Here is a 21,753-nt window from a genome sequence, read left to right on the forward strand (position 1 = left end):
AGCTTGTGTGGATGATGGGAGCATTGATAACGATACAGATACGGAATCGTCCTGATTTCGCATGGGGGTTTGCGCGCCTCCCTGGCTCAATAGGATTCGTCTGGTTCACACACGTGCAGCGGCGCCACAGGGGGCGCGGCAATGCAAGGCGGGCAGCCCATCGGCATGGCCCGGCCCGGAGGGATCCCAGATGTTCCAGAGGCAGGGGCGGAGTCTTCCGCGCATAACCACTGTCATGCTCACGACCAGCGTAGCGCTGGGTGGGAGCCTGCTCGCAGCCGGTGCGGCGGCTGCGGCCGACGCACCGGGTGCGGGCGTCACGGCGGTGATCCAGCCGACCATGCAGAGCGAGGAGATCGCCATCGAGGGCGGTCACTCCGTTCAGGGCGGTCTGTTCACCCTCAAGACGGCCAACGGCGAGCTTCGTACGTACTGCATCGACATCGACCACCCGGTCAACATCGAGAGCAGGGTCGAGTACCAGGAGTCGGACTGGAAGTCGAGCTCGCTCGGCCGCAAGGAGAAGGCTCAGGACGCCGCCAAGATCCGTTGGATCCTGGAGAACTCCTACCCGCAGGTCACCGACCTCAAGAAGCTGGCCGACGCGGCCGGCATCAAGGACGGTCAGCTCACCGCCGACGACGCCGCCGCAGGCACCCAGGCCGCGATCTGGAAGTTCTCCGACGGCAAGAACGCCACCCCGGTCGACGCGCAGGCCAAGAAGCTGCGCGACTACCTGGTCAGCGACGCCAACAAGGGCATCGCGGCCGAGCCCAAGCCCTCGCTGAGCCTCACGCCGGACTCGGTGTCGGGCAAGCCGGGCAACAAGCTCGGTCCGTTCACCATCAACACCAGCGCCTCCGAGGTGAAGCTCGCGCTCTCCGGCGACGCCGCGGACAAGGCGAAGCTGGTCGACAAGGACGGCAAGCCGGTCACCGGCCTGACCGGCCCGGTCGCCAAGGACACCCAGCTGTTCCTGGACGTGCCGGCCGGCACCCCGGACGGCACGGCCACGGTGACGGCCTCGGCCGAGACCGTCGTGCCCAACGGCCGGGTCTTCCTGAGCAAGGGCTACACCCCCGAGAAGCACAGCCAGACCATGATCCTGGCCGGCTCCACCAAGCTCAGCGTGGTGGACGCGGCCAAGGCCGCGTGGAAGGCCGGCAAGGGCCCGCTGCTGGACAGCAACGCCCAGGTCGAGTGCGACTCCAACGGCGTCCGCGTCAACGTCGCCAACGGCGGCGACGAGGCGGCCTCCGTGACCGTCGCACCGGGCAAGACGGTCACCGTCCAGCCCGGCAAGATGGAGAGCGTGCTGGTCCAGGTCAACGAGGACACCGCCTACGACATCAAGGTGACCGGCCCGAACGGCTTCACCAAGGAGTTCAAGGGCATCCTGGACTGCAAGGTCACCAGCGTGACCACGCCGACCGCCACCCCGTCGGCCGGCACCAGCGCCACGGCCACGCCGACCCCGAGCGGTACCGGTACGCCGACCGCCGCTCCGTCCAGCTCCTCGGCGCACCCGGCCCCGGCCGCCAGCAGCCCGGCTCCCGGCACCACGGGCGGCCTGGCCGCCACCGGTGGTAACGACGCCACCCCGATCCTCGCCGCCGTCGCCGGTGGCCTGGTCGTGGCGGGCGGTGCCGCGGTCTTCGTCCTGCGCCGCCGCGGTCGCCACGGTCGCAGCGCCGCCTGAGGCAGCGCCGCACCGGTACTGAAGTAGTACTGAACGCAGTGAAGGGCGCCCGGCCTGCTCCGGCAGGGCGGGCGCCCACCACCCGGCCCGGTTCCCCGCACTCGCTGCGGGGAGCCGGGCCGCGGTGCGTCCGGGCGGGGCCGCGCCGGGCGGTGGTGGCCGGGGCCGGCGCGGGCGTCCGGGGCGGGATACCCCAGTGGGGCAAGGCTGGCGGTTCGGGCTCTCGGCCGGGTGCGGCACAATGGAAGGCTGCAAGCCGAATTACTCCCGACGACGCCGGAGCGATCTCACGTGGCGGAATACATCTACACGATGCGCAAGGTACGCAAGGCGCACGGAGACAAGGTCATCCTTGACGACGTGACGCTCAGCTTCCTCCCGGGGGCGAAGATCGGCGTCGTGGGCCCCAACGGCGCGGGTAAGTCCACCGTGCTGAAGATGATGGCCGGCCTGGAGCAGCCGTCCAACGGCGACGCCTTCCTCTCGCCCGGGTTCACCGTCGGCATGCTGCTCCAGGAGCCGCCGCTCGACGAGACCAAGACCGTTCTGGAGAACGTCGAGGACGGCGTCAAGGAGATCAAGGGGAAGCTCAACCGCTTCAACGAGATCGCCGAGCTGATGGCCACCGACTACTCGGACGCGCTGCTCGACGAGATGGGCAAGCTCCAGGAGGACCTGGACCACGCCAACGCCTGGGACCTCGAAGCCCAGCTGGAGCAGGCCATGGACGCGCTGGGCTGCCCGCCCGGCGACTGGCCGGTCACCAAGCTCTCCGGTGGCGAGAAGCGCCGCGTGGCGCTCTGCAAGCTGCTGCTGGAGGCCCCCGACCTGCTGCTGCTCGACGAGCCCACCAACCACCTGGACGCCGAGTCGGTGAACTGGCTGGAGCAGCACCTGGCCAAGTACGCCGGCACCGTCGTCGCCGTCACCCACGACCGGTACTTCCTGGACAACGTGGCCGGCTGGATCCTGGAGCTCGACCGCGGCCGCGCGATCGGCTACGAGGGCAACTACTCCACCTACCTGGAGAGCAAGCAGTCGCGCCTCAAGGTCGAGGGCCAGAAGGACGCCAAGCGCGCCAAGCGGCTCCGCGAGGAGCTGGAGTGGGTCCGCTCCAACGCCAAGGGCCGTCAGGCGAAGTCCAAGGCGCGTCTGGCCCGCTACGAGGAGATGGCGGCCGAGGCCGACAAGATGCGGAAGCTGGACTTCGAGGAGATCCAGATCCCGCCGGGCCCGCGTCTGGGCAGCATCGTCATCGAGGTCGAGAACCTCAACAAGGCCTTCGGCGAGAAGGTCCTGATCGACGACCTGAGCTTCACCCTGCCGCGCAACGGCATCGTCGGCATCATCGGCCCCAACGGCGCCGGCAAGACGACGCTGTTCAAGATGCTGCAGGACATGGAGACCCCGGACTCCGGCACCGTCAAGGTCGGCGAGACCGTCAAGATCAGCTACGTCGACCAGAGCCGCGCCAACATCGACCCGAAGAAGACGCTCTGGGAGGTCGTCTCCGACGGCCTGGACTGGATCAACGTCGGCCAGGTCGAGATGCCGTCCCGCGCCTACGTCTCGGCGTTCGGCTTCAAGGGCCCGGACCAGCAGAAGCCGGCCGGCGTGCTCTCCGGCGGTGAGCGCAACCGCCTGAACCTGGCGCTCACCCTCAAGCAGGGCGGCAACCTGCTGCTCCTCGACGAGCCCACCAACGACCTGGACGTCGAGACCCTCTCCTCGCTGGAGAACGCGCTGCTGGAGTTCCCCGGCTGCGCCGTGGTCATCTCCCACGACCGCTGGTTCCTGGACCGGGTGGCCACCCACATCCTCGCCTACGAGGGCGAGAGCAAGTGGTTCTGGTTCGAGGGCAACTTCGAGTCGTACGAGAAGAACAAGATCGAGCGGCTGGGCGCCGACGCGGCCCGTCCGCACCGGGCCACCTACAAGAAGCTGACCCGAGGCTGACACCCAGCTGTCACAACGGCCCGGCAGACTGCCCCCGGGGGCGGCCTGCCGGGCCGCGGCCCACCGGCCGTCACCCGCCGGCGGGTCACCGGACATCGAGGAGAACACCCGTGGCACGCCACATCTACGCCTGTCCGCTGCGTTGGTCCGACATGGACGCCTTCGGGCACGTCAACAACGTGGTCTTCCTGCGCTACCTGGAGGAGGCCCGGATCGACTTCATGTTCACCCAGGCCGCCGCGGCCGGTGCGGGGGAGTTCGCGGGCGGCTCGGTGGTGGCCCGCCACGAGATCGACTACAAGCGCCCGCTGGTGCACCGGCCCGAGCCGGTCACCATCGAGACCTGGGTCACCAAGATCGGCGGCGCCTCGCTGACCGTGTCGTACGAGATCAAGGACACCGCCGAGGACGGCACCGAGACGGTGTACGTCCGGGCGTCCACCGTGGTCGTCCCCTACGACCTGGCCGAGGGCCGCCCGCGCCGGATCAGCCCGGTGGAGCGGGAGTTCCTGGGCCGCTTCACGGACGACGACCGCGGCGCGGACGGGCACAGCCGGGACGGACGCAGCCTGGACGCCGCGGCGGCCTGAGCCCCCGGCCCGGACCACCACCCATCACCGAATACACGGATTCGAGCTGAAGCGCGTTGACCCCCACCGCCGCCCTCGCCCTCGCCGACGCCGGGGAGGCCGCCGACCTGGGTGCCTTCCTGGTCCGTCTGCTGCGCTTCGACCGGGCGGCGGCGGTGCGCCTGCAGGCGGTGGCGAAGCAGGCCGGCGGCGACGGCGTGCTGGCCGTCTTCGGCCGGCTGCCGCTGGGGAGTTCCGGCGCGCTGGCGGTCCGGACCGCGCGGCTCGCCGGGCCGGTCGGGCCGGCCGACCGCACGGTCTCGGCGGGGCAGTTGCTGGACGGCCTGGACAGTGCCGGGAACACCGTGGAGCTGCCCGCGCCCGTGACCGGTCCGGCCTGGGCCGGCCTGTTGCCGCCGCGCTCCGGCTGGCGCCCGGTCGGCGAGCCGCCGGTGGCCGAGGTGTACCCCGAACTGATGGCCGGGGTGCGGGAGTTCCGTGAGCGCAGCGAGGCCGTCCCGGCGCACCACCGGACCCGAGCGGTGCTGGACGGGCTGGCCGACGAGATCTGGTCCCGGCCGGTGGGCGCCCTTCCCGAGCTGCCGCTGCGCGCCGCGCACGCGGCCTATGTGATCGGGTTCCTCAAGCCGGGTGCGCCGCTGACCGTGCACCGCGCCGGTGGCTGGCTGCGGTTGAGCGCGCCGGCGGGGTCGGTGGCGGTGCGGACCGCGGCGGCGCCCGGGGCCGGGCTCGGGCTCAGCCCGATGCGCTAGACCCCGATGCGCTGGAACCGGATGCGCTGGACCCCGATGCGCGGGGCCAGGGCGCGGGGCCCCGGGCGAAGGGGCCCGGGTCAGCCCTCGGTGTTGACCATCGAGGCGGCGGCGTAGGTGAGGTAGTCCCACAGCTGCCGCTCGGCGTCGGCCGGCAGCGCCAGCTCGTCCACCGCGGCCCGCATGTGCTTCAGCCAGGCGTCGTGCGCCGCGCGGTCGACCCGGAACGGCACGTGCCGCATCCGCAGCCGCGGGTGCCCGCGCTGCTCGCTGTAGGTGCGCGGGCCGCCCCAGTACTGCATCAGGAAGAGCGTGAGGCGCTCCTCGGCCGGGCCGAGGTCCTCCTCGGGGTACATCGGCCGCAGCAACTCGTCCCCCGCGACGCCCTGGTAGAACCGGTGCACCAGTCGCCGGAAGGTCGGCTCGCCGCCGACCTGTTCGAAGAAGGTCTCCTCGCTGAGCGTGCCACGCCGGATCTCTTTCACCCGACCATGGTCGCAGACGGCGGCGGGGCCGTACACCGGGACCTGGGGACCAGGACCGGGGGCGTACGACCCCGCCGCCGTCAGCGTTCGGCTCAGGCGTCCTCCCAGCGGAAGAACCGCCAGGCGATCGCGGTGAGCACGGCGGCGAACGCCAGCAGCCCGCCCATGGTCGGCAGCGCGTCCATCACGCCGCCGCCCCGGGAGAGCACCGACTGCGCCGCGGTGACCAGGTGCTTGAGCGGCAGCGCCTCGGAGACGGCCTTCAGCCAGGTCGGCATGTCATCGGTCGGGAAGAACGAGCCGGACAGGAACGACATCGGCAGCACGATGATCTGCGAGATGCCGTTGGCCGCCTCCTCGGTCTTCGCCAGCGACCCGGCCAGCAGGCCGATCGACATGAAGGCGATCGTGGCGCAGACCACCAGCGGGATGATCAGCCACCAGTCGCCGGTGAGCTTCAGCCCGAAGAACGGCATGGTGGCGACGACGAGGAAGACGGCGGTCTGGACCAGGGCCGTCAGTACCGAGACGGCGATCCGGGAGGCCACGATCGACCCGGCGCTCACCGGGGCCAGCCGCAGCCGCCGCAGCACCTGCTTCTTCCGCCAGGACACCAGGGTCAGCGAGGCACCGAACACCGCGCCGGTGGCCACCGCCCAGCCGAGCAGGCCGGGGGTGAGGAACTGGATCGGCTTCAGCGAGTTGTCCTCGACCTGGCCGGAGTCCAGGACGAAGGCGGCGGGCTTGCCGCTGGCGGCCTGGTTGGCCTGCTGGACGACGGAGTTGACGATGCCCTGGACGGAGCCGGCGCGGACCTGGTCGGCGGCGCTGAAGCGCAGCACCACCTTGCCGTCCGGGCCCTCCTTGATCATCGCGTCCAGGTCGCCCTTGCGGACCTTCTCCAGCGCGGCGGCCTCGTCGTCGCCGCGGCTGATCGTGAGGACCTTCTCCAGCGCGGCCCGGCCGTCGCCCTGCACCGAGTCCAGCACCTGGACCGCGCCGACCTGCGCCACCTTGGCGTGCGGGCTGGTCGCGCCCTTGAGCAGGGTGCCGAACAGCAGCAGGAACATCAGGGGGAAGAGGATCACGAAGAAGACGGCGGTGCGGTCCCGGAGGAAGGCGACCACCATCACCCGCGAGAGGCTGGCGAACGCGCTCACCCGCTCGCGCTCCGGCTGCCCGGCGGGCGCGCCGGCGGGTTCGGGCGTGCGCTGGGCCGGAACGGCCGCGTCCCGCGTGCGTTCGGCGCTCATGCGCGGTACTCCCGTCCGGTGAGCTGGAGGAAGACGTCCTCCAGGGTGGCGCCGCGGACTTCGAGTCCGCGCAGCGCGTTCTGCTCGGCCAGCACGGCGAGCACCGGGGCCGGGAGGCGGGTCGAGACCGAGAGCGAGACGCCGTCGTCCTCGACCGAGGCGATCTCGGCGCCGGTCGCGTCGAGCAGGTCACGCACCCGCTCGACGGTCAGCAGCCCCGACTCCACGCTGATCCGCACCGTGTCGTCGATCTCGCGGACCAGCGCGGCCGGTGCGCCGGTGCGCAGGACCTTTCCGTGGTCCATCACCGAGACGCGGTCGCAGAGCACCTCGGCCTCGTCCAGGTAGTGGGTGGTCAGCACGACCGTGCGGCCCTCGGCGTTGATGTCCCGCAGGAGGTCCCAGAGGTTGCGGCGGGCCTGCGGGTCGAGACCGGTGGTGGGCTCGTCGAGGAAGACGAGCTCCGGGTCGTGGGCCAGCGCGCAGGCGATCGAGAGGCGCTGGGCCTGGCCGCCGGACATCTTGTCGGTCATCACCCCGGCCGACTCGGTGAGGCCCACCCGCTCCAGCATCGCGTCGGCCCGCTTGGGGCCGACGCCGTAGAACGAGGCGAAGGTGCGGATCGTCTCCCGCGCCGTCAGTTTGTTGAAGAAGGCCGAAGCCTGGAACTGCACGCCGATCCGCGGCAGCAGTTTCGCGTTGCGCGGCCAGGGCGCCATCCCCAGCAGTTCGATCCGGCCCTCGTCGGGCTTCCGGATTCCCTCCAGAATCTCCAGTGTGGTCGTTTTCCCGGCGCCGTTCGGGCCCAGGATCCCGTAGAACTCGCCGACCTCGACGGTGAGGGACACCCCGTCGACGGCCTGCACATCCCCGTACCGCTGACGGATTCCGTCGGCGGATATAGCTGCAGTCATGTGGCCTGAGCGTAGGGGTACACGGGGTGTGCTGGGGAGACCGGGCGGACGTGATTTGAAGATCATTTTGCCGGGCCGCCGGGCCCCCGACCAGGGGTCCGGACCGTGCGTGTACGGGGTGAGGGCCACTGCGCGCGGTGGCGGACGCCGAGGGGCCCGGGCGGGAGCGGACTCCCGCCCGGGCCCGGGCGTCAGGGGCCCGACCTCGGGGTCAGGCGCGGTGCAGGGTGATGGTGGTCCACGCCCCGATGTGGATCCGGTCGCCGTCGTTCAGCGGGACGGCGGTGTGCGGGGTGAGCGACTCGGCGCCGCCGTTCATCGTGGTGCCGTTGGTGGAGTCCTGGTCGACCAGCACCCAGCTGCCGTCCGACTGTTCGGCGAGCAGCGCGTGCTGGTGCGAGGCGCCCGGGTCCTCCGGCGGGACGGAGAGGTCGATCTCCGGCACGGTGCCGCGGTGCTGGCTGCGCCGGCCGATCCGCAGCTGGCCGCGGCCGGTCAGCGGGATGCGCCGCTCGGGGCAGTACGGGGGGAAGAAGAGACCCGCGGCCTCCGGACCGCTGCGGGCCATCATGTCGGTGAAGTAGTCGCGGTCGGCCGAGACCACGGCGATCCAGTTGGTCCGGACCGGCGCGGGCTGCGCGCCCTGGTACGGCGGCTGGTGCGCCTGCTGCTGGGCCTGCTCCGGCTGCGGGGCGGGCTGGGGCGGCTGCGGGACCTGCTGACCGTGCGGGTGCTGCTGCGGAGCCTGCTGCTGGACCTGCTGCGGAGCCTGCGGCGGCTGCGGAGCCTGCGGCGGCTGCGGCAGGACCGGCGGGGCCAGGTTGAACGAGGTGCCGAACTCGGCGCCGCGCCCGTTCGGACCGGGCTGGGCGTAGACCGGACCGGAGTCCTCGCGCGGCCGCTCCTGGTAGGGCTGCTGCTCCTGGTAGCCGGACTCCTGGTACGGGGCCTCCTGGTAGGGCTGCTCCTGGTGCCGTGCCTCCTGGTACGGCTCGCCGCCGAGCTGCGGGTAGCCGTAGGCGGGCCGCTGCTGCTGGGCGTGCGGCGGCTGCGGCTGCTGGGCCGGCGGCTGGGGGCCGCCGTACGCCGCGGGGATGTTCAGCGGGTCGGGTCCGGGCCCGCCCGCCGGTGCCCCGCCGGACGGCGGGGGCTGGCGCCGCGAGGGCGAGGAGAGGTCGTAGTCGTACCCGCACTCCTCGCAGAACCGGCCGGTCTGCGGGCTGCGGCAGATCGGGCAGACCACCAGGCCTTCGGTGAGGTCCGGGAAGCCCTGCGCGCCCGGCGGGACGGCGCCCGGGCCCGGCTGCTCGGGGCGCGGCTGCACCGGCCCGCCGAACGGCGCGCCGCCGTGGCCGGGGTACCCCTGCCCGCCGTGCGCCCCGGGGCTGCCGAAACCGTCGTGCCCGCCGTGACCACCGTGCGCCGCCGGTGCCCCGGGCGCGCCCGGGTGGGTGCCGGGCGGCGGCGGGATCGGCGGTGGCGGTGTCATCGGAAAGCCGCAGAAGTCGCACCAGTCCTCGGCCTGCGACTCGTGCCCCCTCGGGCAGATCGGCATCAGGTCCCCCCTCGATTTCCAGCCAGCTGGGGCAGCGTCCGGCCGGGCCGCGGCCCCACCGGTACTTCAGCGGTCATTTCTTCACACGGACGGTTTTGGTCGACCGGGTCTCAAGGGTCATCGAGTCGGCCTCACTCACATTCTTACGGAACCGAACCGTACCCTCCTTCGGGTCGACCACGTCCACCACCTTCTGCAGCAGCTTGAAGGTGCCCTCGTTCCCGGTCGCGTGGGCGATCCGGACGGCGGCGCCGAGCTTGGCGGTGGCGCGGTCGACGTCCCCGGCGCGGTGCGCCTCCAGGCCCTCCTGGATCGAGGAGGCCAGCTCGGCCTGCCCGGTGTAGTGGGCGACCTGCGGGCTGATCCGGGTGGACGAGGCCAGGTCGTCCGTCCAGACCGCCTTGACCAGGCCCTGCGACAGCACCTCGGGGGTGCTCCCGGTCTGCGGCGGCAGGACGAGGCTGATCCGGGCGGCGAGCATCTCGTTGCCGACGGCGGCGGCCGGGACCTCCACGCAGACGTGGTAGTCGCGGCTCTCGTCCCCCCAGGAGCCGGTGGGGTAGTCGCCGGCCCGCGGTCCGGCCTCGGTGCGGCGGCCGGTGAGGTCCTCCACGGTGGGGGCGACCTGCTTGACGAAGGTCACCACGGCGTTGGCCGGCGTCCAGATCCGCAGCGCGACGTCGGCGACCTGCTTGCCCATGGCGCCTTCCATCATGGAGCGGAAGTCCTCGGCGAGGCCGGACGGTTCGGCGACGATGTCGACGGTGCCGAGCAGCGCGGAGGAGATCCGGCGCAGTTCGTCCACCCGCCAGTCGGTGCCGACGCCGCGGCAGTCGGCGGTGAAGTGGCCGGTGACGCGCTCGATCACGCGCTCCAGGTCGGCCGCCGACTCGTGCTCGTTCTTGCCGTCGGTGAGCAGGATGGCGTGCCGGATGGCGATGTCACGGCGGGTCAGGAAGAGCGCGTCGGCCTTGGCGAGCCAGGTGCTCATGGCGGTGCCGCCGGCCGCGCTGAGCCGGCGCAGCGCCTCCTTGGCCTGGGCCCGGGTGGCCGGCGAGGCGGTCGCGAGGCCGCCGTCGCCGGGGAAGATCTCCCGGGCCTCGTGGGTGCCGGCCACCACGGCGAAGGCGACGCCGTCGCGGACGGTGTCGATGGCGGCGGCGGTGGCCTCCCGGGCGCCGCGCATCTTGCTGGCCGGGTAGTCCATCGAGCCGGAGCAGTCCACCATGATCACCACGGCGGCGGAGTGCGCTCCCGCGTCCAGCGGCCCGCTGTCGGTCACCCCGAGCGGCCGGCCGCCGGAGGTGCCGCCGCCGGTCGCGGTGACGGTGACGATGGCGTTCACCTCGCGGGCGCCGTCGGCGAGGAACGCGTTCTGGAAGATCTCCACGTCGAACCTGGGCAGGTTCGGCTTAGCCAGTGTTGCCATGGGCCGGTGGCTCCCGTCGGGTGGTCGGATGGTGCGAACGGTCGGTGGAGTGGGCCGCGGCAGGGCGTCAGCCCAGCGGCGGCTGCGGCGGGCGCGGCGGGACGCCGGGCCGCGCGGGGGGAGCCGGCGGGGCCGGCGGCAGGGGCGCGGCGGGCGAGCCGATCACCGGTAGGTCCGGCAGCGTCGGGTCGTGGTCCTCCTCGTCGTCCGCCGGTCCGCCGGCGGGGGCGGCCGCCGGGCGGAGCACCGGCAGGTCCAGGGCCGTGGCGGTGCGCTCGTCCTCGGCGTCCGGCCACGCCGCGCCGGCCAGACCGGTCGGCGGGTCGATCGGCAGCACGGCGACGGTGATGTTGTCGTGCCCGCCGGCCGCGACCGCGAACTTCACCAGCGTCCGGGCGGCGGCGAGCGGCTCGGCCCGGGCGTCCTGGCGCACGTAGAACGCGAGGTCGGTGGCGGCCTCGGCGTAGTTCCAGAGGCCGTCGGTGCAGATCAGCAGCACCCCGGGGACGTGCGGGGTGAAGTCCAGGGTGTGCGGGACGACCTCCTCGGCGTCCGCGCCGAGCCAGCCGGTGATGGCGTGGGCGCGCGGGTCCGCGTAGGCCTCGGCCTCGCCCATCAGCCCGGCCTCGACCATCCGGGCGGCCCAGGAGTCGTCCTGGGTGAGCCGGAACGGCTCGGCGGCGACCCGGTCGTCCGGGATCCAGTACGCCCGGGTGTCGCCGACCCAGCCGATGGTGACCCGGCCGCCGGAGGCTATGGCGCTGACGTAGGTGCAGGCCGGTGCGTTGACGTCGGGCCGGGCGGGCGCGCCGCCGTCCTCGGCGAGCGCGGCGACGGCGGCGGCCGCGTCGGCGATCGCGTCGCGCATCGCGGCCTCGGGGTCGCGGCCGGCCTCCAGCGCGGTCAGCAGGGATTCCGACGCCGCGTCGACGGCGGTCTCGGAGGCCTGGTCGGGCCGGTCGGAGGAGGAGACCCCGTCGCAGACCACGGCCACCACGACCGGCTCGCCACCGGGCAGCGAGGTGGCGGCGACGGTGAAGGAGTCCTCGTTGCGGTGGTGGCGCAGACCGCGGTCGCTGACCCCGGCGACGCCCCCGAGGGCCTTCTCCATGTGGTCGCGCGGGCGCGGCTGGGCGCCCCCGCAGGCCTCGCAGTAGCCGTCGGAGGTGACCTGCGGCAGGCCGCAGTGCACGCAGCCGGGGCCACCCTGGGCGGGCACGGCCGCTCCGGGCGCGGCGGCGGGCACCACCGGCACCGGCACGGTCGGCGCGTGGTCCGCCCCGCCGGCGCCCTGGGCGGCGGACCAGCTCGCGGGCATCGCGCCCGGAGCCGGACGGCCGTTCCGGCTCGCCCCGCAGGAGCCGCAGTACGCGTCCTCCTGGTCCAGCGGCTCGGAACAGCTCTGGCACACGGTCTGCTGCGGCATTGCTACACCCACGTTCTGGGGCGGGCGCGGTTGGCCCGCTCCACCATCTCGATCCTGATCTCGGCCCGGTCGGCCAACCGGGCTAGTACCCGGTAGGACTGCTCCAGTGCGAGCCGCAGTTCCCGGTCGGCGGCCGGCCGTCCGAGGACGGTGACCTCGCCGGTCGTCGCGGTCCCACCGGTCCCGTCCGCCCCGCTCGCCCCGGCCGTTGCGCCCGCCTGCCCGGCGCCGCCGGGCGAGCCGGCGGACACCCAGCCGAGCGCGCTGTCGAGCACCTCGACGGAGAGCTCCTCGCGGGTCCGGTCGTCCAGCCGCAGGGCGGTCAACTGCTCGGAGCAGGCGCCGAGGTCGGCGCCGAGCGGGTCGGTGGCGGGCCGTTCGCGCAGCCGGGCCCGGACGGCGGCGATCCGGGCGGCGGTGAACTGGCTGGAGGTGGCCGGTACCGACTCCAGCGCCCGGACGGCGCCGGGGCGGTCCCCGTCGGCGAGGCGGACCCGGGCCAGGCCGAAGGCGGCGCTGAGGTAGGCCTGGTCGGTCGTCCACACCAGGCGGTAGAACTCGGCCGCGTCGCCGCCGTCGCCGAGCAGTTCGGCGCAGATGGCGAGGGCGAGCTTGGGGGCGGACTCGCCGGGGAAGGCGTCGTAGACGGCGTCGAAGGCCTCGGCGGCGGCCCGCAGCCTCGCCTCGTCGGGTTCGCCGGGGGACCCGGGACCGGAGGAGCCGCTGACGGAGTCGACCAGGGCGACGAGGCCGCGGTACCAGACCACCCGCCAGTCGTCCGGGTGGTCCTTCTCCAGGGCGGCGAGCATCCGGTCGGCGTCGGCGCGGCTGCGCAGTTCCAGGTGGGCGCGCAGTTCGCGCAGCCGGCGCTCGGTGGAGACGGCGGGGGCGCCGGCCAGCGCGGCGAGTGCCTCCGCCGGGTCGGCGGCCAGCAGGGCGGCCAGGAAGCCCGCGTTCGGGTCGTTCGGGTCGACCCGCGGGACGGGCAGCGCCAGGGCGGCGGCGGCCGGGTCCAGCGCGGTCACCCGCAGCTCGCCGCGGCGCACCGCGGGGAGCACCAGCTCGGTGTCGACCACCCGCAGTTCCGGGCCGAAGAGGGTGGAGAGGGCGGGGCGGGGCCGCTGGTCCTGGAGCGCCAGCACCTCGCGGAGCACGCCGGTGAGCTGGTCGGCCATCTCCTCGGCGGAGCCGAAGCGGCGGGCCGGGTCCGGGTCGGTGGCGCGGACCAGGAAGCGGTAGTAGGACTCGTACTCGGCGAAGGCCGGCACCGACTCCGGCCCGGGCAGGCTCTCCCGGTAGGTGGTGCTGTAGCCCTGGAAGTCGAAGGTGAGCACGGCCAGCGTGCGGGCCACCGTGTAGAGGTCGGAGGCGGGGGAGGGGCCGTCGGTGGCGATCTCCGGGGCCTGGTAGCCGATGGTGCCGTAGATCGGGCCGTCGTCGTCGAGGCGGCGGACGGCGCCCATGTCGATGATCTTGAGCGCGTCGCCGCTCTGGATCACGTTGTCGATCTTGAAGTCGCAGTAGACCAGGCCCCGGCTGTGCAGGTACCCGAGCGCCGGCAGCGCCTCCAGCGCGTACGCGATGCCCTGTTCCACCGGCAGCGGCAGCCGCCGGCCGTCCGGCGCCCGGCGCTCGTTGGCGATGTCCTTGAGCGACTTGCCGCCGACGTACTCCATCACGATGTAGCCGTCGGTGGAGCCGGTGCGCAGGTCCGGGTGCTCGGCGAAGTTGATGATGCGGACGATGTTGGGATGGTCCACCTCGGCGAGGAAGCGCCGCTCGGCCACGGCCACCGCGAGCGCGTCCTCGTCCCCGGTGTCCAGCAGGCCCTTGAGGACCACCCACTTGTCGTTGACCCGCCGGTCGATGGCGAGGTAGATCCAGCCGAGCCCGCCGTGCGCCAGGCAGCCGACCACCTCGTACTGCCCGCCGACCAGGTCCCCCCGGCGGAGCTTGGGCGTGAACGAGTACGGCGTGCCGCACTTGGTGCAGAAGCCGTCGGGGCGCCCCGGCCGGCCGTTCTTCTCCCGGCCCACCGGGGTCTCGCACTTGGAGCAGAACCGCTTGCGCTCCGGCACCTCCGGGTCGGCCAGCACCGCCGCCGTCGGATCGGCCGCCGGCACGGTCGGCACCGTCACCAGACCGGCGCCGAGCCGGTGGCGGGTGCCCGCGCTGACGCTGCCCCGGCTGCTGCGCACCGAGACCGAACGGCCGCTGCCGGTCCGGGTGGAGCGGTGCGAGCGGGAGCGGCCGGACAGCGAGCGGGACGAGCCGGTCCGGGAGGAGCGCGCCGAGTCGGGATCGACCCGCGCGGACGGCACGTACGGCTGGGTCAGTCCGGTGTCACCGCCGGGGGCGGTCAGGCCGCACTCGTCGCAGTACCCGTCGTCGTCGATGGTTCCGGCGCACTCCCGGGGGCAGGGCGAGCCGGGGCCCGCCGCGGCCGTGCCCGCCGGGGCGGCGGAGCCCGTCGAGGGGGAGCCCGTCGGGGCGGCGCCCGCCGGGGAGCCCGCGGCCGCAGGGGAGCCCGCGCCCGTCGGGGCGAGCCCGCACTCGTCGCAGTAGCCGTCCGCGTCGATCGTCCCGTCGCCGGTGCACTCCGGCCGTACGCACGCCTGCGCCATGAACCTCAGCCCCCCAGTCCGTGTTGCTGTGTCTGTCCGTCGACCGGCCCGGCGCCGGGCGGCTCGGCCTGCGCCGGCCGCAGCGACTGCTGGAAGCGGGCCACCGCGCCGGCCGCCGCCCGCAGGTCGCAGGGCGCGCTCCAGAGCAGCCAGCGGGCCTTCTCGTAGCGCTCGATCACGACCGGGTCCTCGGCCACCCGCAGCCGGGCCGCCATCGCCTTGTACGCGTCCAGGCGCCCCCGCAGCTCGGAGCGGACGGCCAGCGGCTGGGTCACCTCGGTCAGCGACTGCCGGGCCCGGCCCAGCTCCTTGGCGGCCGCGTCCTCCAGCGCGTCCAGCAGCGGCGCCAGCCGGTGCCACTGGCCGCTCTGGCGCAACTCCAGGGCCAGCACGATCTGTTCGCGCAGCGCCGAGGCCGGTCCCGGCACGGCCGGCACCTCGGTGGCGGCTATCTTCGCCAGCACCTCGCCGCGCGCCCGGCGGGCCTGCGCCAGCGTGGCGTCGGCCCGTTGCAGCAGGTCGCCGACGCCCTGCAGCCGTTCCTCCGCGTCGTCGCGCAGCCGCAGCAGGTCCTCCAGCTCGACCCGGACGCCGTCCAGCGCCCGGCCGGCCCGGTCGAAGCGCTCGGTGTCCACCACGCCGGACGGTGTGGCGAGCGCGGTGCCGTCCGGGCGGGTGCCGCGCTGGGCCGGTACCCGGGCCGGGCGCCAGAGCGCCAGCGGGTCGCCGCGCACCTCGGTCCGCAGCTCCGTCAGATCGGCTTCGAGCCCGGCCAGGTCGTCGCCGAGCGGGTGGTTGCCGGTGTGCACGCCGAGCGAGGCCGCCAGCGTCTGCACCCGGCGCAGTTCGGCCAGCAGCAGGTCGATCCGGGCGGGCAGCGCCGACCAGACGGCGTCGGCGGCGCTCACCACCTCCAGCACGGTGGCGTACCAGGAGTTCATCCTGGTCATCAGGTCGTCCAGGCTGACCCGCTCGACCAGCTTGGCGGGTGCGCCGAGCAGCTGCGGGCCGTCCGGCACCGCGCCGCCGGGCACGGTGACCGCCTCGCCGGTGAGCAGTTCGCTCAGCTCGGCGAGTTCGGCCGCGCCCGGCCTGGACCGGCGGGCGCGCACCGCGCGGGCCGAGGCCAGGGCCTCCGAATAACGGTCGAACAGCGACCAGAGCAGCGGCAGGCCCTGCCCGGCGACGGACCAGCGCTCCTGCGTCCGCCCGGTCAGCGCGGCGCCGTCGAGCAGCCGCAGGCCCGCGTGGTCCTGGAGCGAGAGCAGCGCCGACTCGACCGCGTCGCGGTCCGCGCCGAGGCGTGCCAGCGCACGGTCGACCTCCTCCCGGCTCAGTACCGGGCCAGCGGAAGCTGCCAACGCCCTCTCTCCTTCTCTGTCCTGGATCGTTCTCGCTGCCCCGGACCGATCCGCCCCGACCCTAGCCTGTGGCCGCGGGGCCGGACCGGGGCCGGGCGCCGACGGGCCGTCATCGGGCCGTCATCGGTTCCTCGGGGGGCGCCGGGGTCGCGCCGGGCCGGTCAACGCTGCGCCGGCCAGTAGTGCTCGGCGTCGTTCAGCATGTACGGCTTGAGCCAGCGGTCGTACGCCGCCCGCCACGCGCCGCTCGCGTGGTAGTCGGCGAGCACCTGGTTCACCCGGGCGGTCAGGTCGGTGCTGTTCTTGAGCATCGCGACGCCCATCACGGCCGGCCGGACCTCGCCGTCGACCAGCCGGACGGTCTGGTCCTGGGCGGCCTGGCTGGCCGCGAGGCCGTCGTCGGTCATGGTCGCGTCGACCTTGCCGAGCTGCATCAGCACCAGGCAGTCCAGGTGGTTCTCCACCGAGACGATCTTCGCGACCTTCGGACGGGACTTCAGCTCGTCCTCGGCGGAGGAACTGGTCGCCGCGCAGACGGTCTTGCCGTCCACCGCCTCGTCGATCGTCCTCGCCGCAGACGCCTTGGGGACCACCACGCGCTGGCTGGTGTTGAAGTACGGCTTGGAGAAGGCGATCTGCTGGAGCCGGTCGCAGGTGATGGTCATGGTCCGGACGATCAGGTCGACCCGGCCCTCCTGGACGAACTTGACCCGCTCGGCGGTCGGGACGGCCTTGAGGGTCACCTTGTCCGGATCGCCCATGATCGCGGCGCCGATCGCCCGGGCGAGGTCGATGTCGAAGCCCTCGATCTGGCCCGTGTTGGGGTTGCGGGAGCCCCAGCGGAAGCTGTTCTGGTCGACGCCGATCACCAGGCTGCGCTTGGCCTTGACGGCCTTCACCGCCGGGCCGTCCTCGTTGCTCGGCGGCACGCTCTGGTAGACGTCGCAGTCGTTGCCGGCCTGCTCCTGCCGGGGCGCCGTGGCCGGTGCGGCGGCGCCCGCCGGCAGCACCGCGCCCTGCGGGCCGCCCGTGCCGAGCACCGTCGCGCAGCAGGCGAGCAGCGCCACCGCGGTGGCCGATCCGGCCCGTACCGTTGTCCTGCCCATCGTGTCCGTCCCCCTTCTACCGGTACTCGGCCAGTCGCCGGCCGAGGCCGCGCAGGGCCGCGGCGGCGGCCACCAGGGCCAGCACCGCGACCGCCGCGGCGGCGGTGCGCAAGTCCCCGTCGGTGCCCTCGGCGGCCCGTTTGAACTCCTGGAGCTCGGTCGCGGCGGCCTGCGCCAGCCGCTGGTCGGTGGCGTTGAACGCGGCGTCGGAGGTCTTCGGCACGTCCGCCTCCTTGACGGTCACCGTGGCGTCCAGCGCGCCCTGGTAGTCCGCCTCGACGTTCTCCAGGTTGCTCGCCGCCTGGTGCCGCTCGCGCCACTGGTCGTACTGCCGCATGGCGTCGAGGATGGCCGCGCCGGCGTCCTCGGGCGCCAGCCGCCGGGCCTCGGCCAGGGTGCCGGCCGTCCCGGGGCGACCGGTGTCGGAGCTGAAGAGGTGCTCGGTGGTCTTCGTCCAGAGGTCCGCGTACTGGGTGCTGGAGCCGCGGGCCACCAGGTGGAGGTTCTCCGCCAGCCGGGCGGTCAGCACGTCGACCCGGGCGGCGTTGAGGGCCTTCAGCGGGTTGGCGCCGTCGATCTGGCTCTCGCGCAGCGTGGAGTTGGCGCCCGTCCCGGCCACCGTCAGCCAGAGCACCGCGGCCAGTACGGCGGCGGTCGAGCCGAGCAGCCCGATGTTGAAGACCCGGTTGGTCCGCCGGTACAGCGTCGTCTGCACCCAGACCAGCGCGGTGAGCGTCACCACGCCCAGCCCGTACGCGGCCCAGGGGATGGACTGCGCCTCGGCGTAGTCGTCCGCCAGCGCCTGGTTCTCGGCGGCGCTGAGCTGGGCCGCGGCGGGCAGCAGCACGGTGCGCATCTGGTCCGAGGCGTGGCGCAGGTAGGCGCCGCCGAGCGGGAAGCCCTGGCGGTTGTCGGCCCGCGCCGTCTCCACCAGGCCGGCGTACACCGGGACCTGCTGGTTGAGCGTGGCGAGCCAGCCCTGGGCGGGGGAGGAGGTGGTGGTGCGCGCCGCCGCCTCGGCGATCAGCCGGGACGCCGTCGCGAGGTCCTGTTCGTAGCGGTCCCGGACGGCCTTCGGCTCGGCGCCGGCCAGCAGGAAGCCGGTGGCCGCCGTGGTGTCCGCGTCGGCCAGTGAGCGGTGGATGTCGGCGGCCGCCTGGCTCAGCGGCTGGCTGTACGAGACCACCCGTTCCGCCGCCTGTGCGCGGGAGTTGACCTGCCAGGCGGTGAGCGCGCCGAAGGCCACGGTGAGCACCGCCAGCAGCGCTCCGGCCAGCCGCAGCCGGCCCGGTGCCGTCCGGGTGGCGCGGCGCAGCCGGCCGAGCGGGCCGGTCTCCCGGGCCGCGGCCGTGCCGCCGGGCCGCGCCGGCGCCACCGTGCGGGGCCGCTCCGTACGTACTGGTGTCGCCACCGGCCTCACCCTCCCCTGTGGCCGGCTCCGTCATCCGGGGCCCGGCCGTTGCCAGCAGTATGGCCGTCACTCCCCGCGGCCACACCCGACTTGCGCCGATCTTGAGCATCGCGGGGGCTCGGTCCCGGGCCCCCGCTCCGCGGGCACTGCTGCGATCACTGGTACGAGTGCGGCCGACCACGGGGTCGGGCCCTGCCGGCGGCCGCCAGGGCTCGCCGGGGTCCGTCGCCCCGGTGTGCGGGGCGAGTCGGTGATCGGGTCGACGCGGGATGCACCCTATGCGGTTCCCCGGACAGTCGGAGGGGAGGGGTCCGGTTGTGCCGCCCCGGTCTCCGGAAGGGCCGTCCGTACCATGGCGGCATGCGACTTCTGGGAACGATCTCCGCCGACCGTCCGCTGCTCGTCGTCGCCGTCCGGGAGGAGGCCGCGTACCTGGGTGACCGGCTCCCGGTCCTGCTGACGGGCATCGGCAAGGTCAACGCGACCGCCGCGCTGGCGACCGTCCTCGCCCGTGGCGAGCACCCCTCCGAGGTGGTCAACCTCGGCACCGCGGGCGCGCTGCGCTCCGGCTGGGCGGGCACCCACACGGTCGTCCAGGTGATCCAGCACGACCTCGACAGCCCCGCGCTGCTGGAGCTGACCGGCCGTACCTACGGCGCTCCGCTGATGGTCGGCAAGGGGGACGGCCCGGTGCTGGCCACCGGCGACCAGTTCGTCTCCGGCGCGGCCGCCCGTGACCGGCTCGCCGAGCACGCGGACCTCGTCGACATGGAGGGCTACGCCGTCGCCACCGTCGCCCACCGGGCCGGGCTCTCCGTGCGGCTGGTGAAGCACGTCAGCGACGAGGCCGGCGAGGGCGCCGTGCACTCCTGGCGGGAGTCCGTCGACGACTGCGCCCGCCACCTCGCGGGCTGGGTCCACCACCAGGGCTGGTGACGGGAGGGCTCGTTAGCCTGGCGGGCATGACCGACGACACCGCCGCGAACGAGCACCGTGACGTCCGCCCGCCGGGCCTCGACGCCGACGAACCGACCACCCTGCTGACCTTCCTGGACTACCTGCGCGAGGCCGTCATCGGCAAGACCGACGGCCTCACCGACGAGGACGCCCGGCGCCCCGGGGTCGCCTCCGGCACCAGCCTGCTCTGGCTGGTCCGGCACCTCACCGCCGTCGAGCTCAACTGGTTCCTCTGGGCCTACCGGGGCGAGGGCGACCAGCCGTGGGACGACGAGGCCGCCCCGCCCGGCGACGAGACGGTGGCCGGGTCGGTCGCCGCCTACCGGGCCGCGATCGCCCGCGCCAACGAGGTGATCGCCGCCGCCTCCGACCGGCTCGACCGCCCCGGGGTCCGGTCGCTGCGGCCCGGCGCCGAAGCGCCGTCGATGCGCTGGCTGCTGGTCCACATGATCGAGGAGACCGGTCGGCACGCCGGCCACGCCGACATCCTCCGCGAGCAACTGGACGGCTCGGTCGGCCGGTAGGGCCCTGCCCGGACCCCGCCCCGCCCCCGGACCCCGTTGCCGGGCACCCACCCGCGGCGCGACGCCGGGGGCGGGTGCGCCCGCACCTGACGGACAGTGGAATACTCCCCCGCGCACCGCGGCGCCGTCTCGACGGCGCCGCGCGCTTTCACACATGGGGGATTCGGAAGTTCATGTCATCGTCAGTCAGATCCACGCGTTCCGCCCGGGCCGTCCTCGGGGCGTCGGTCCTCGCACTCACCCTGCTCGGCACCTCGGCGTGCGGGCCGGACAACAGCTCGGCGGACACCGCCGCCGCGGCGGGCGCGCCGGCCCTCGGCCTCCCCGCCAACCTCGACGACCTGAAGAAGTGGAAGTTCGAGGACTGGGAGAAGTGGGCGAAGGACTACGCCCTCCCGGCCGCCACCAAGGGGTTCTGGACCCTGGAGAAGCTGCTCCAGGCCAAGCCGAACGAGCCGATCGAGCCGCCGGCGCCGCAGCCCGCGGGCACCCAGGCGCCCGCCCAGCCGTCGGCCCCGGGACCGAGCACTCCGGCGGCGGGCAGCAAGCCGCCGGCCGGCCAGCCCACCCAGCCGGGGCACCCGACCACGCCGGCCGCCGCGACCACCCCGGCGGCGCCGAAGCCGTCCAACACCCAGCAGCCGGCCTCGCAGGCCCCGGCGCCGCCCAAGCAGCCGGCTCAGCAGCCCTCCCAGGCCCCCGCCCAGCCGACCCAGGCCCCGGCCCAGCCCTCCCAGCCCGCGCAGCCGCCGGCCCAGCCCGGGCAGCCGCCCGCACAGCCGCCCGCGCAGCCCGCCGACAACGGCAACGACCCGCTGCCGAAGACCGTCAACGCCCAGCCCCTGCAGCACCCGTACACCAAGCTCGCCGTGCACGGGAAGCTGTTCGCGGACGAGCCGGGCGCCGGCGCGGCCGGCGGCGGTCTGGGCCGTTCGCAGTGCTCGGCGACCGTGGTGGCCGACCCGGCCCACCCCGGCAAGAGCAACCTGGTCTGGACGGCGGGCCACTGCGTCCACCAGGGCAAGGGCGGTTCGTTCTACAGCAACATCTCCTTCATCCCGGCCTTCAACAGCAATGCCGCGATGAGCGGTGGCAAGCAGGCGGACGAGTCCCAGTACGCGCCGTTCGGCATCTGGGGCGCGACCCAGGCGGTGACGTCCCCGCAGTGGAAGGCCGAGGGCGGCAAGACCGGTGACGCGGCCACCCACTACGACTTCGCGGTCATCCGGGTGAAGCCCGCAGACGGCGCGAAGTCGCTGGAGGAGACGGTCGGCGGTGCGGTGCCGGTCTGGTTCAACGCGCCGCGCGACCAGCTGAGCGTCACCGAGTACGGCTACCCGGCCGCCCCGCCGTTCGACGGCATGGAGCTGAACCGCTGCGAGAGCGGCAAGCCGGGCCGGCTGTCCTACGAGCCGACCCGCCCGCCGATGCTGGTCATCGGCTGCACCATGACCGGCGGCTCCAGCGGGGGCGGCTGGCTGGCGGTCAAGGACGGCAAGCCGGCGCTGGTCAGCAACGTCTCGGTCGGGAAGCACACCGGCGACCCGATGTACCAGGCCGGCCCGTACCTGGACGACGTCGCCGCGGGGGCGTACGACTTCCTCTCCAAGAAGGGCTGAGCCCCCGGCGGCCGCCCCCGCACCCCGGTGTGCGGGGTGCCAGGAACTCGACGCGCTCCTCAGCCTCGGACCGTGTGATCGCCCCCCTCTGG

Annotated in this window: 17 protein-coding genes; 7 read left to right on the forward strand and 10 right to left on the reverse strand. The window is 73.8% G+C overall.

Annotated features, from left to right (window positions below; all coding sequences use genetic code 11):
• Window positions 1-235: 235 nt before the first annotated feature.
• From ABZ497_RS32055 to ABZ497_RS32070, 4 genes are all read left to right on the forward strand, one after another.
• The gene (locus tag ABZ497_RS32055; protein WP_359810464.1) at window positions 236-1,699 is read left to right on the forward strand and encodes a Cys-Gln thioester bond-forming surface protein; all 1,464 of its coding nucleotides are present in this window, start codon (window positions 236-238) and stop codon (window positions 1,697-1,699) included.
• Window positions 1,700-1,990: 291 nt separating this feature from the next.
• Window positions 1,991-3,655: an energy-dependent translational throttle protein EttA gene (gene ettA, locus ABZ497_RS32060; RefSeq protein ID WP_352293832.1), complete on the forward strand. Its 1,665-nt coding sequence runs from the start codon at window positions 1,991-1,993 to the stop codon at window positions 3,653-3,655.
• Window positions 3,656-3,765: 110 nt separating this feature from the next.
• Window positions 3,766-4,245 carry a thioesterase family protein gene (locus ABZ497_RS32065; RefSeq protein ID WP_329489926.1) on the forward strand — a complete coding sequence of 160 codons (480 nt, stop codon included), beginning with the start codon at window positions 3,766-3,768 and terminating at the stop codon, window positions 4,243-4,245.
• A 56-nt stretch (window positions 4,246-4,301) separates the two neighbouring features.
• The gene (locus ABZ497_RS32070) at window positions 4,302-4,997 is read left to right on the forward strand and encodes a hypothetical protein (RefSeq protein WP_329489927.1); all 696 of its coding nucleotides are present in this window, start codon (window positions 4,302-4,304) and stop codon (window positions 4,995-4,997) included.
• Window positions 4,998-5,077: 80 nt separating this feature from the next.
• Here ABZ497_RS32070 and ABZ497_RS32075 read toward each other — a convergent pair whose 3' ends face one another.
• From ABZ497_RS32075 to ABZ497_RS32120, 10 genes are all read right to left on the reverse strand, one after another.
• A complete protein-coding gene (locus ABZ497_RS32075) occupies window positions 5,078-5,482 on the reverse strand; it encodes a globin (protein ID WP_329489928.1) in 405 nt (134 codons plus the stop codon).
• Between the two features lie 92 nt (window positions 5,483-5,574).
• Window positions 5,575-6,735: an ABC transporter permease gene (locus ABZ497_RS32080; protein WP_359810468.1), complete on the reverse strand. Its 1,161-nt coding sequence runs from the start codon at window positions 6,733-6,735 to the stop codon at window positions 5,575-5,577.
• Window positions 6,732-7,649, reverse strand: coding sequence for an ABC transporter ATP-binding protein (locus tag ABZ497_RS32085; RefSeq protein ID WP_352293840.1), 918 nt, complete (start codon window positions 7,647-7,649; stop codon window positions 6,732-6,734). Before ABZ497_RS32085 ends, ABZ497_RS32080 begins: the two co-directional genes overlap by 4 nt.
• A 211-nt stretch (window positions 7,650-7,860) precedes the next feature.
• Window positions 7,861-9,204 carry an FHA domain-containing protein gene (locus ABZ497_RS32090; protein ID WP_359810471.1) on the reverse strand — a complete coding sequence of 448 codons (1,344 nt, stop codon included), beginning with the start codon at window positions 9,202-9,204 and terminating at the stop codon, window positions 7,861-7,863.
• 73 nt (window positions 9,205-9,277) lie between these two features.
• On the reverse strand, window positions 9,278-10,633 hold the full coding sequence (locus tag ABZ497_RS32095; protein ID WP_352293844.1) for a VWA domain-containing protein: 1,356 nt from the start codon (window positions 10,631-10,633) through the stop codon (window positions 9,278-9,280).
• Between the two features lie 67 nt (window positions 10,634-10,700).
• On the reverse strand, window positions 10,701-12,059 hold the full coding sequence (locus ABZ497_RS32100; RefSeq protein WP_359810474.1) for a PP2C family serine/threonine-protein phosphatase: 1,359 nt from the start codon (window positions 12,057-12,059) through the stop codon (window positions 10,701-10,703).
• A gap of 2 nt (window positions 12,060-12,061) precedes the next feature.
• Complete coding sequence (locus ABZ497_RS32105; protein ID WP_359810477.1) at window positions 12,062-14,683, reverse strand: tetratricopeptide repeat protein; 2,622 nt, start codon at window positions 14,681-14,683, stop codon at window positions 12,062-12,064.
• A 5-nt stretch (window positions 14,684-14,688) separates the two neighbouring features.
• Window positions 14,689-16,044: a hypothetical protein gene (locus tag ABZ497_RS32110; protein ID WP_329489935.1), complete on the reverse strand. Its 1,356-nt coding sequence runs from the start codon at window positions 16,042-16,044 to the stop codon at window positions 14,689-14,691.
• A gap of 161 nt (window positions 16,045-16,205) precedes the next feature.
• Window positions 16,206-17,150, reverse strand: a complete 945-nt coding sequence (locus ABZ497_RS32115) for a glutamate ABC transporter substrate-binding protein (protein WP_359810480.1) — start codon at window positions 17,148-17,150, stop codon at window positions 16,206-16,208.
• Between the two features lie 16 nt (window positions 17,151-17,166).
• Window positions 17,167-18,561 carry a hypothetical protein gene (locus ABZ497_RS32120; RefSeq protein WP_359810483.1) on the reverse strand — a complete coding sequence of 465 codons (1,395 nt, stop codon included), beginning with the start codon at window positions 18,559-18,561 and terminating at the stop codon, window positions 17,167-17,169.
• Between the two features lie 360 nt (window positions 18,562-18,921).
• On the opposite strand from ABZ497_RS32120, the gene ABZ497_RS32125 reads away from it, so the two are divergent.
• The 3 genes from ABZ497_RS32125 (at window position 18,922) to ABZ497_RS32135 (ending at window position 21,661) form a co-directional block, all read left to right on the forward strand.
• Window positions 18,922-19,497 (forward strand): nucleosidase, encoded by a 576-nt coding sequence (locus ABZ497_RS32125; RefSeq protein WP_359810486.1) that lies wholly within the window; start codon window positions 18,922-18,924, stop codon window positions 19,495-19,497.
• A 26-nt stretch (window positions 19,498-19,523) separates the two neighbouring features.
• On the forward strand, window positions 19,524-20,042 hold the full coding sequence (locus ABZ497_RS32130; RefSeq protein WP_359810489.1) for a DinB family protein: 519 nt from the start codon (window positions 19,524-19,526) through the stop codon (window positions 20,040-20,042).
• A 173-nt stretch (window positions 20,043-20,215) separates the two neighbouring features.
• Window positions 20,216-21,661 (forward strand): hypothetical protein, encoded by a 1,446-nt coding sequence (locus ABZ497_RS32135; protein ID WP_359810492.1) that lies wholly within the window; start codon window positions 20,216-20,218, stop codon window positions 21,659-21,661.
• Window positions 21,662-21,753 lie beyond the last annotated feature (92 nt).

This window comes from Kitasatospora sp. NPDC005751, assembly GCF_040630835.1.
Lineage (GTDB): Bacteria > Actinomycetota > Actinomycetes > Streptomycetales > Streptomycetaceae > Kitasatospora.

Coding starts and splice junctions, on each gene's coding strand:
- ABZ497_RS32055 (WP_359810464.1), top strand. CDS start 236: ATGCTCACGACCAGCGTAGCGCTGGGTGGGAGCCTGCTCGCAGCCGGT.
- ABZ497_RS32080 (WP_359810468.1), bottom strand. CDS start 6,735: ATGAGCGCCGAACGCACGCGGGACGCGGCCGTTCCGGCCCAGCGCACG.
- ABZ497_RS32085 (WP_352293840.1), bottom strand. CDS start 7,649: ATGACTGCAGCTATATCCGCCGACGGAATCCGTCAGCGGTACGGGGAT.
- ABZ497_RS32090 (WP_359810471.1), bottom strand. CDS start 9,204: ATGCCGATCTGCCCGAGGGGGCACGAGTCGCAGGCCGAGGACTGGTGC.
- ABZ497_RS32095 (WP_352293844.1), bottom strand. CDS start 10,633: ATGGCAACACTGGCTAAGCCGAACCTGCCCAGGTTCGACGTGGAGATC.
- ABZ497_RS32100 (WP_359810474.1), bottom strand. CDS start 12,059: ATGCCGCAGCAGACCGTGTGCCAGAGCTGTTCCGAGCCGCTGGACCAG.
- ABZ497_RS32105 (WP_359810477.1), bottom strand. CDS start 14,683: ATGGCGCAGGCGTGCGTACGGCCGGAGTGCACCGGCGACGGGACGATC.
- ABZ497_RS32115 (WP_359810480.1), bottom strand. CDS start 17,150: ATGGGCAGGACAACGGTACGGGCCGGATCGGCCACCGCGGTGGCGCTG.
- ABZ497_RS32125 (WP_359810486.1), top strand. CDS start 18,922: ATGCGACTTCTGGGAACGATCTCCGCCGACCGTCCGCTGCTCGTCGTC.
- ABZ497_RS32130 (WP_359810489.1), top strand. CDS start 19,524: ATGACCGACGACACCGCCGCGAACGAGCACCGTGACGTCCGCCCGCCG.
- ABZ497_RS32135 (WP_359810492.1), top strand. CDS start 20,216: ATGTCATCGTCAGTCAGATCCACGCGTTCCGCCCGGGCCGTCCTCGGG.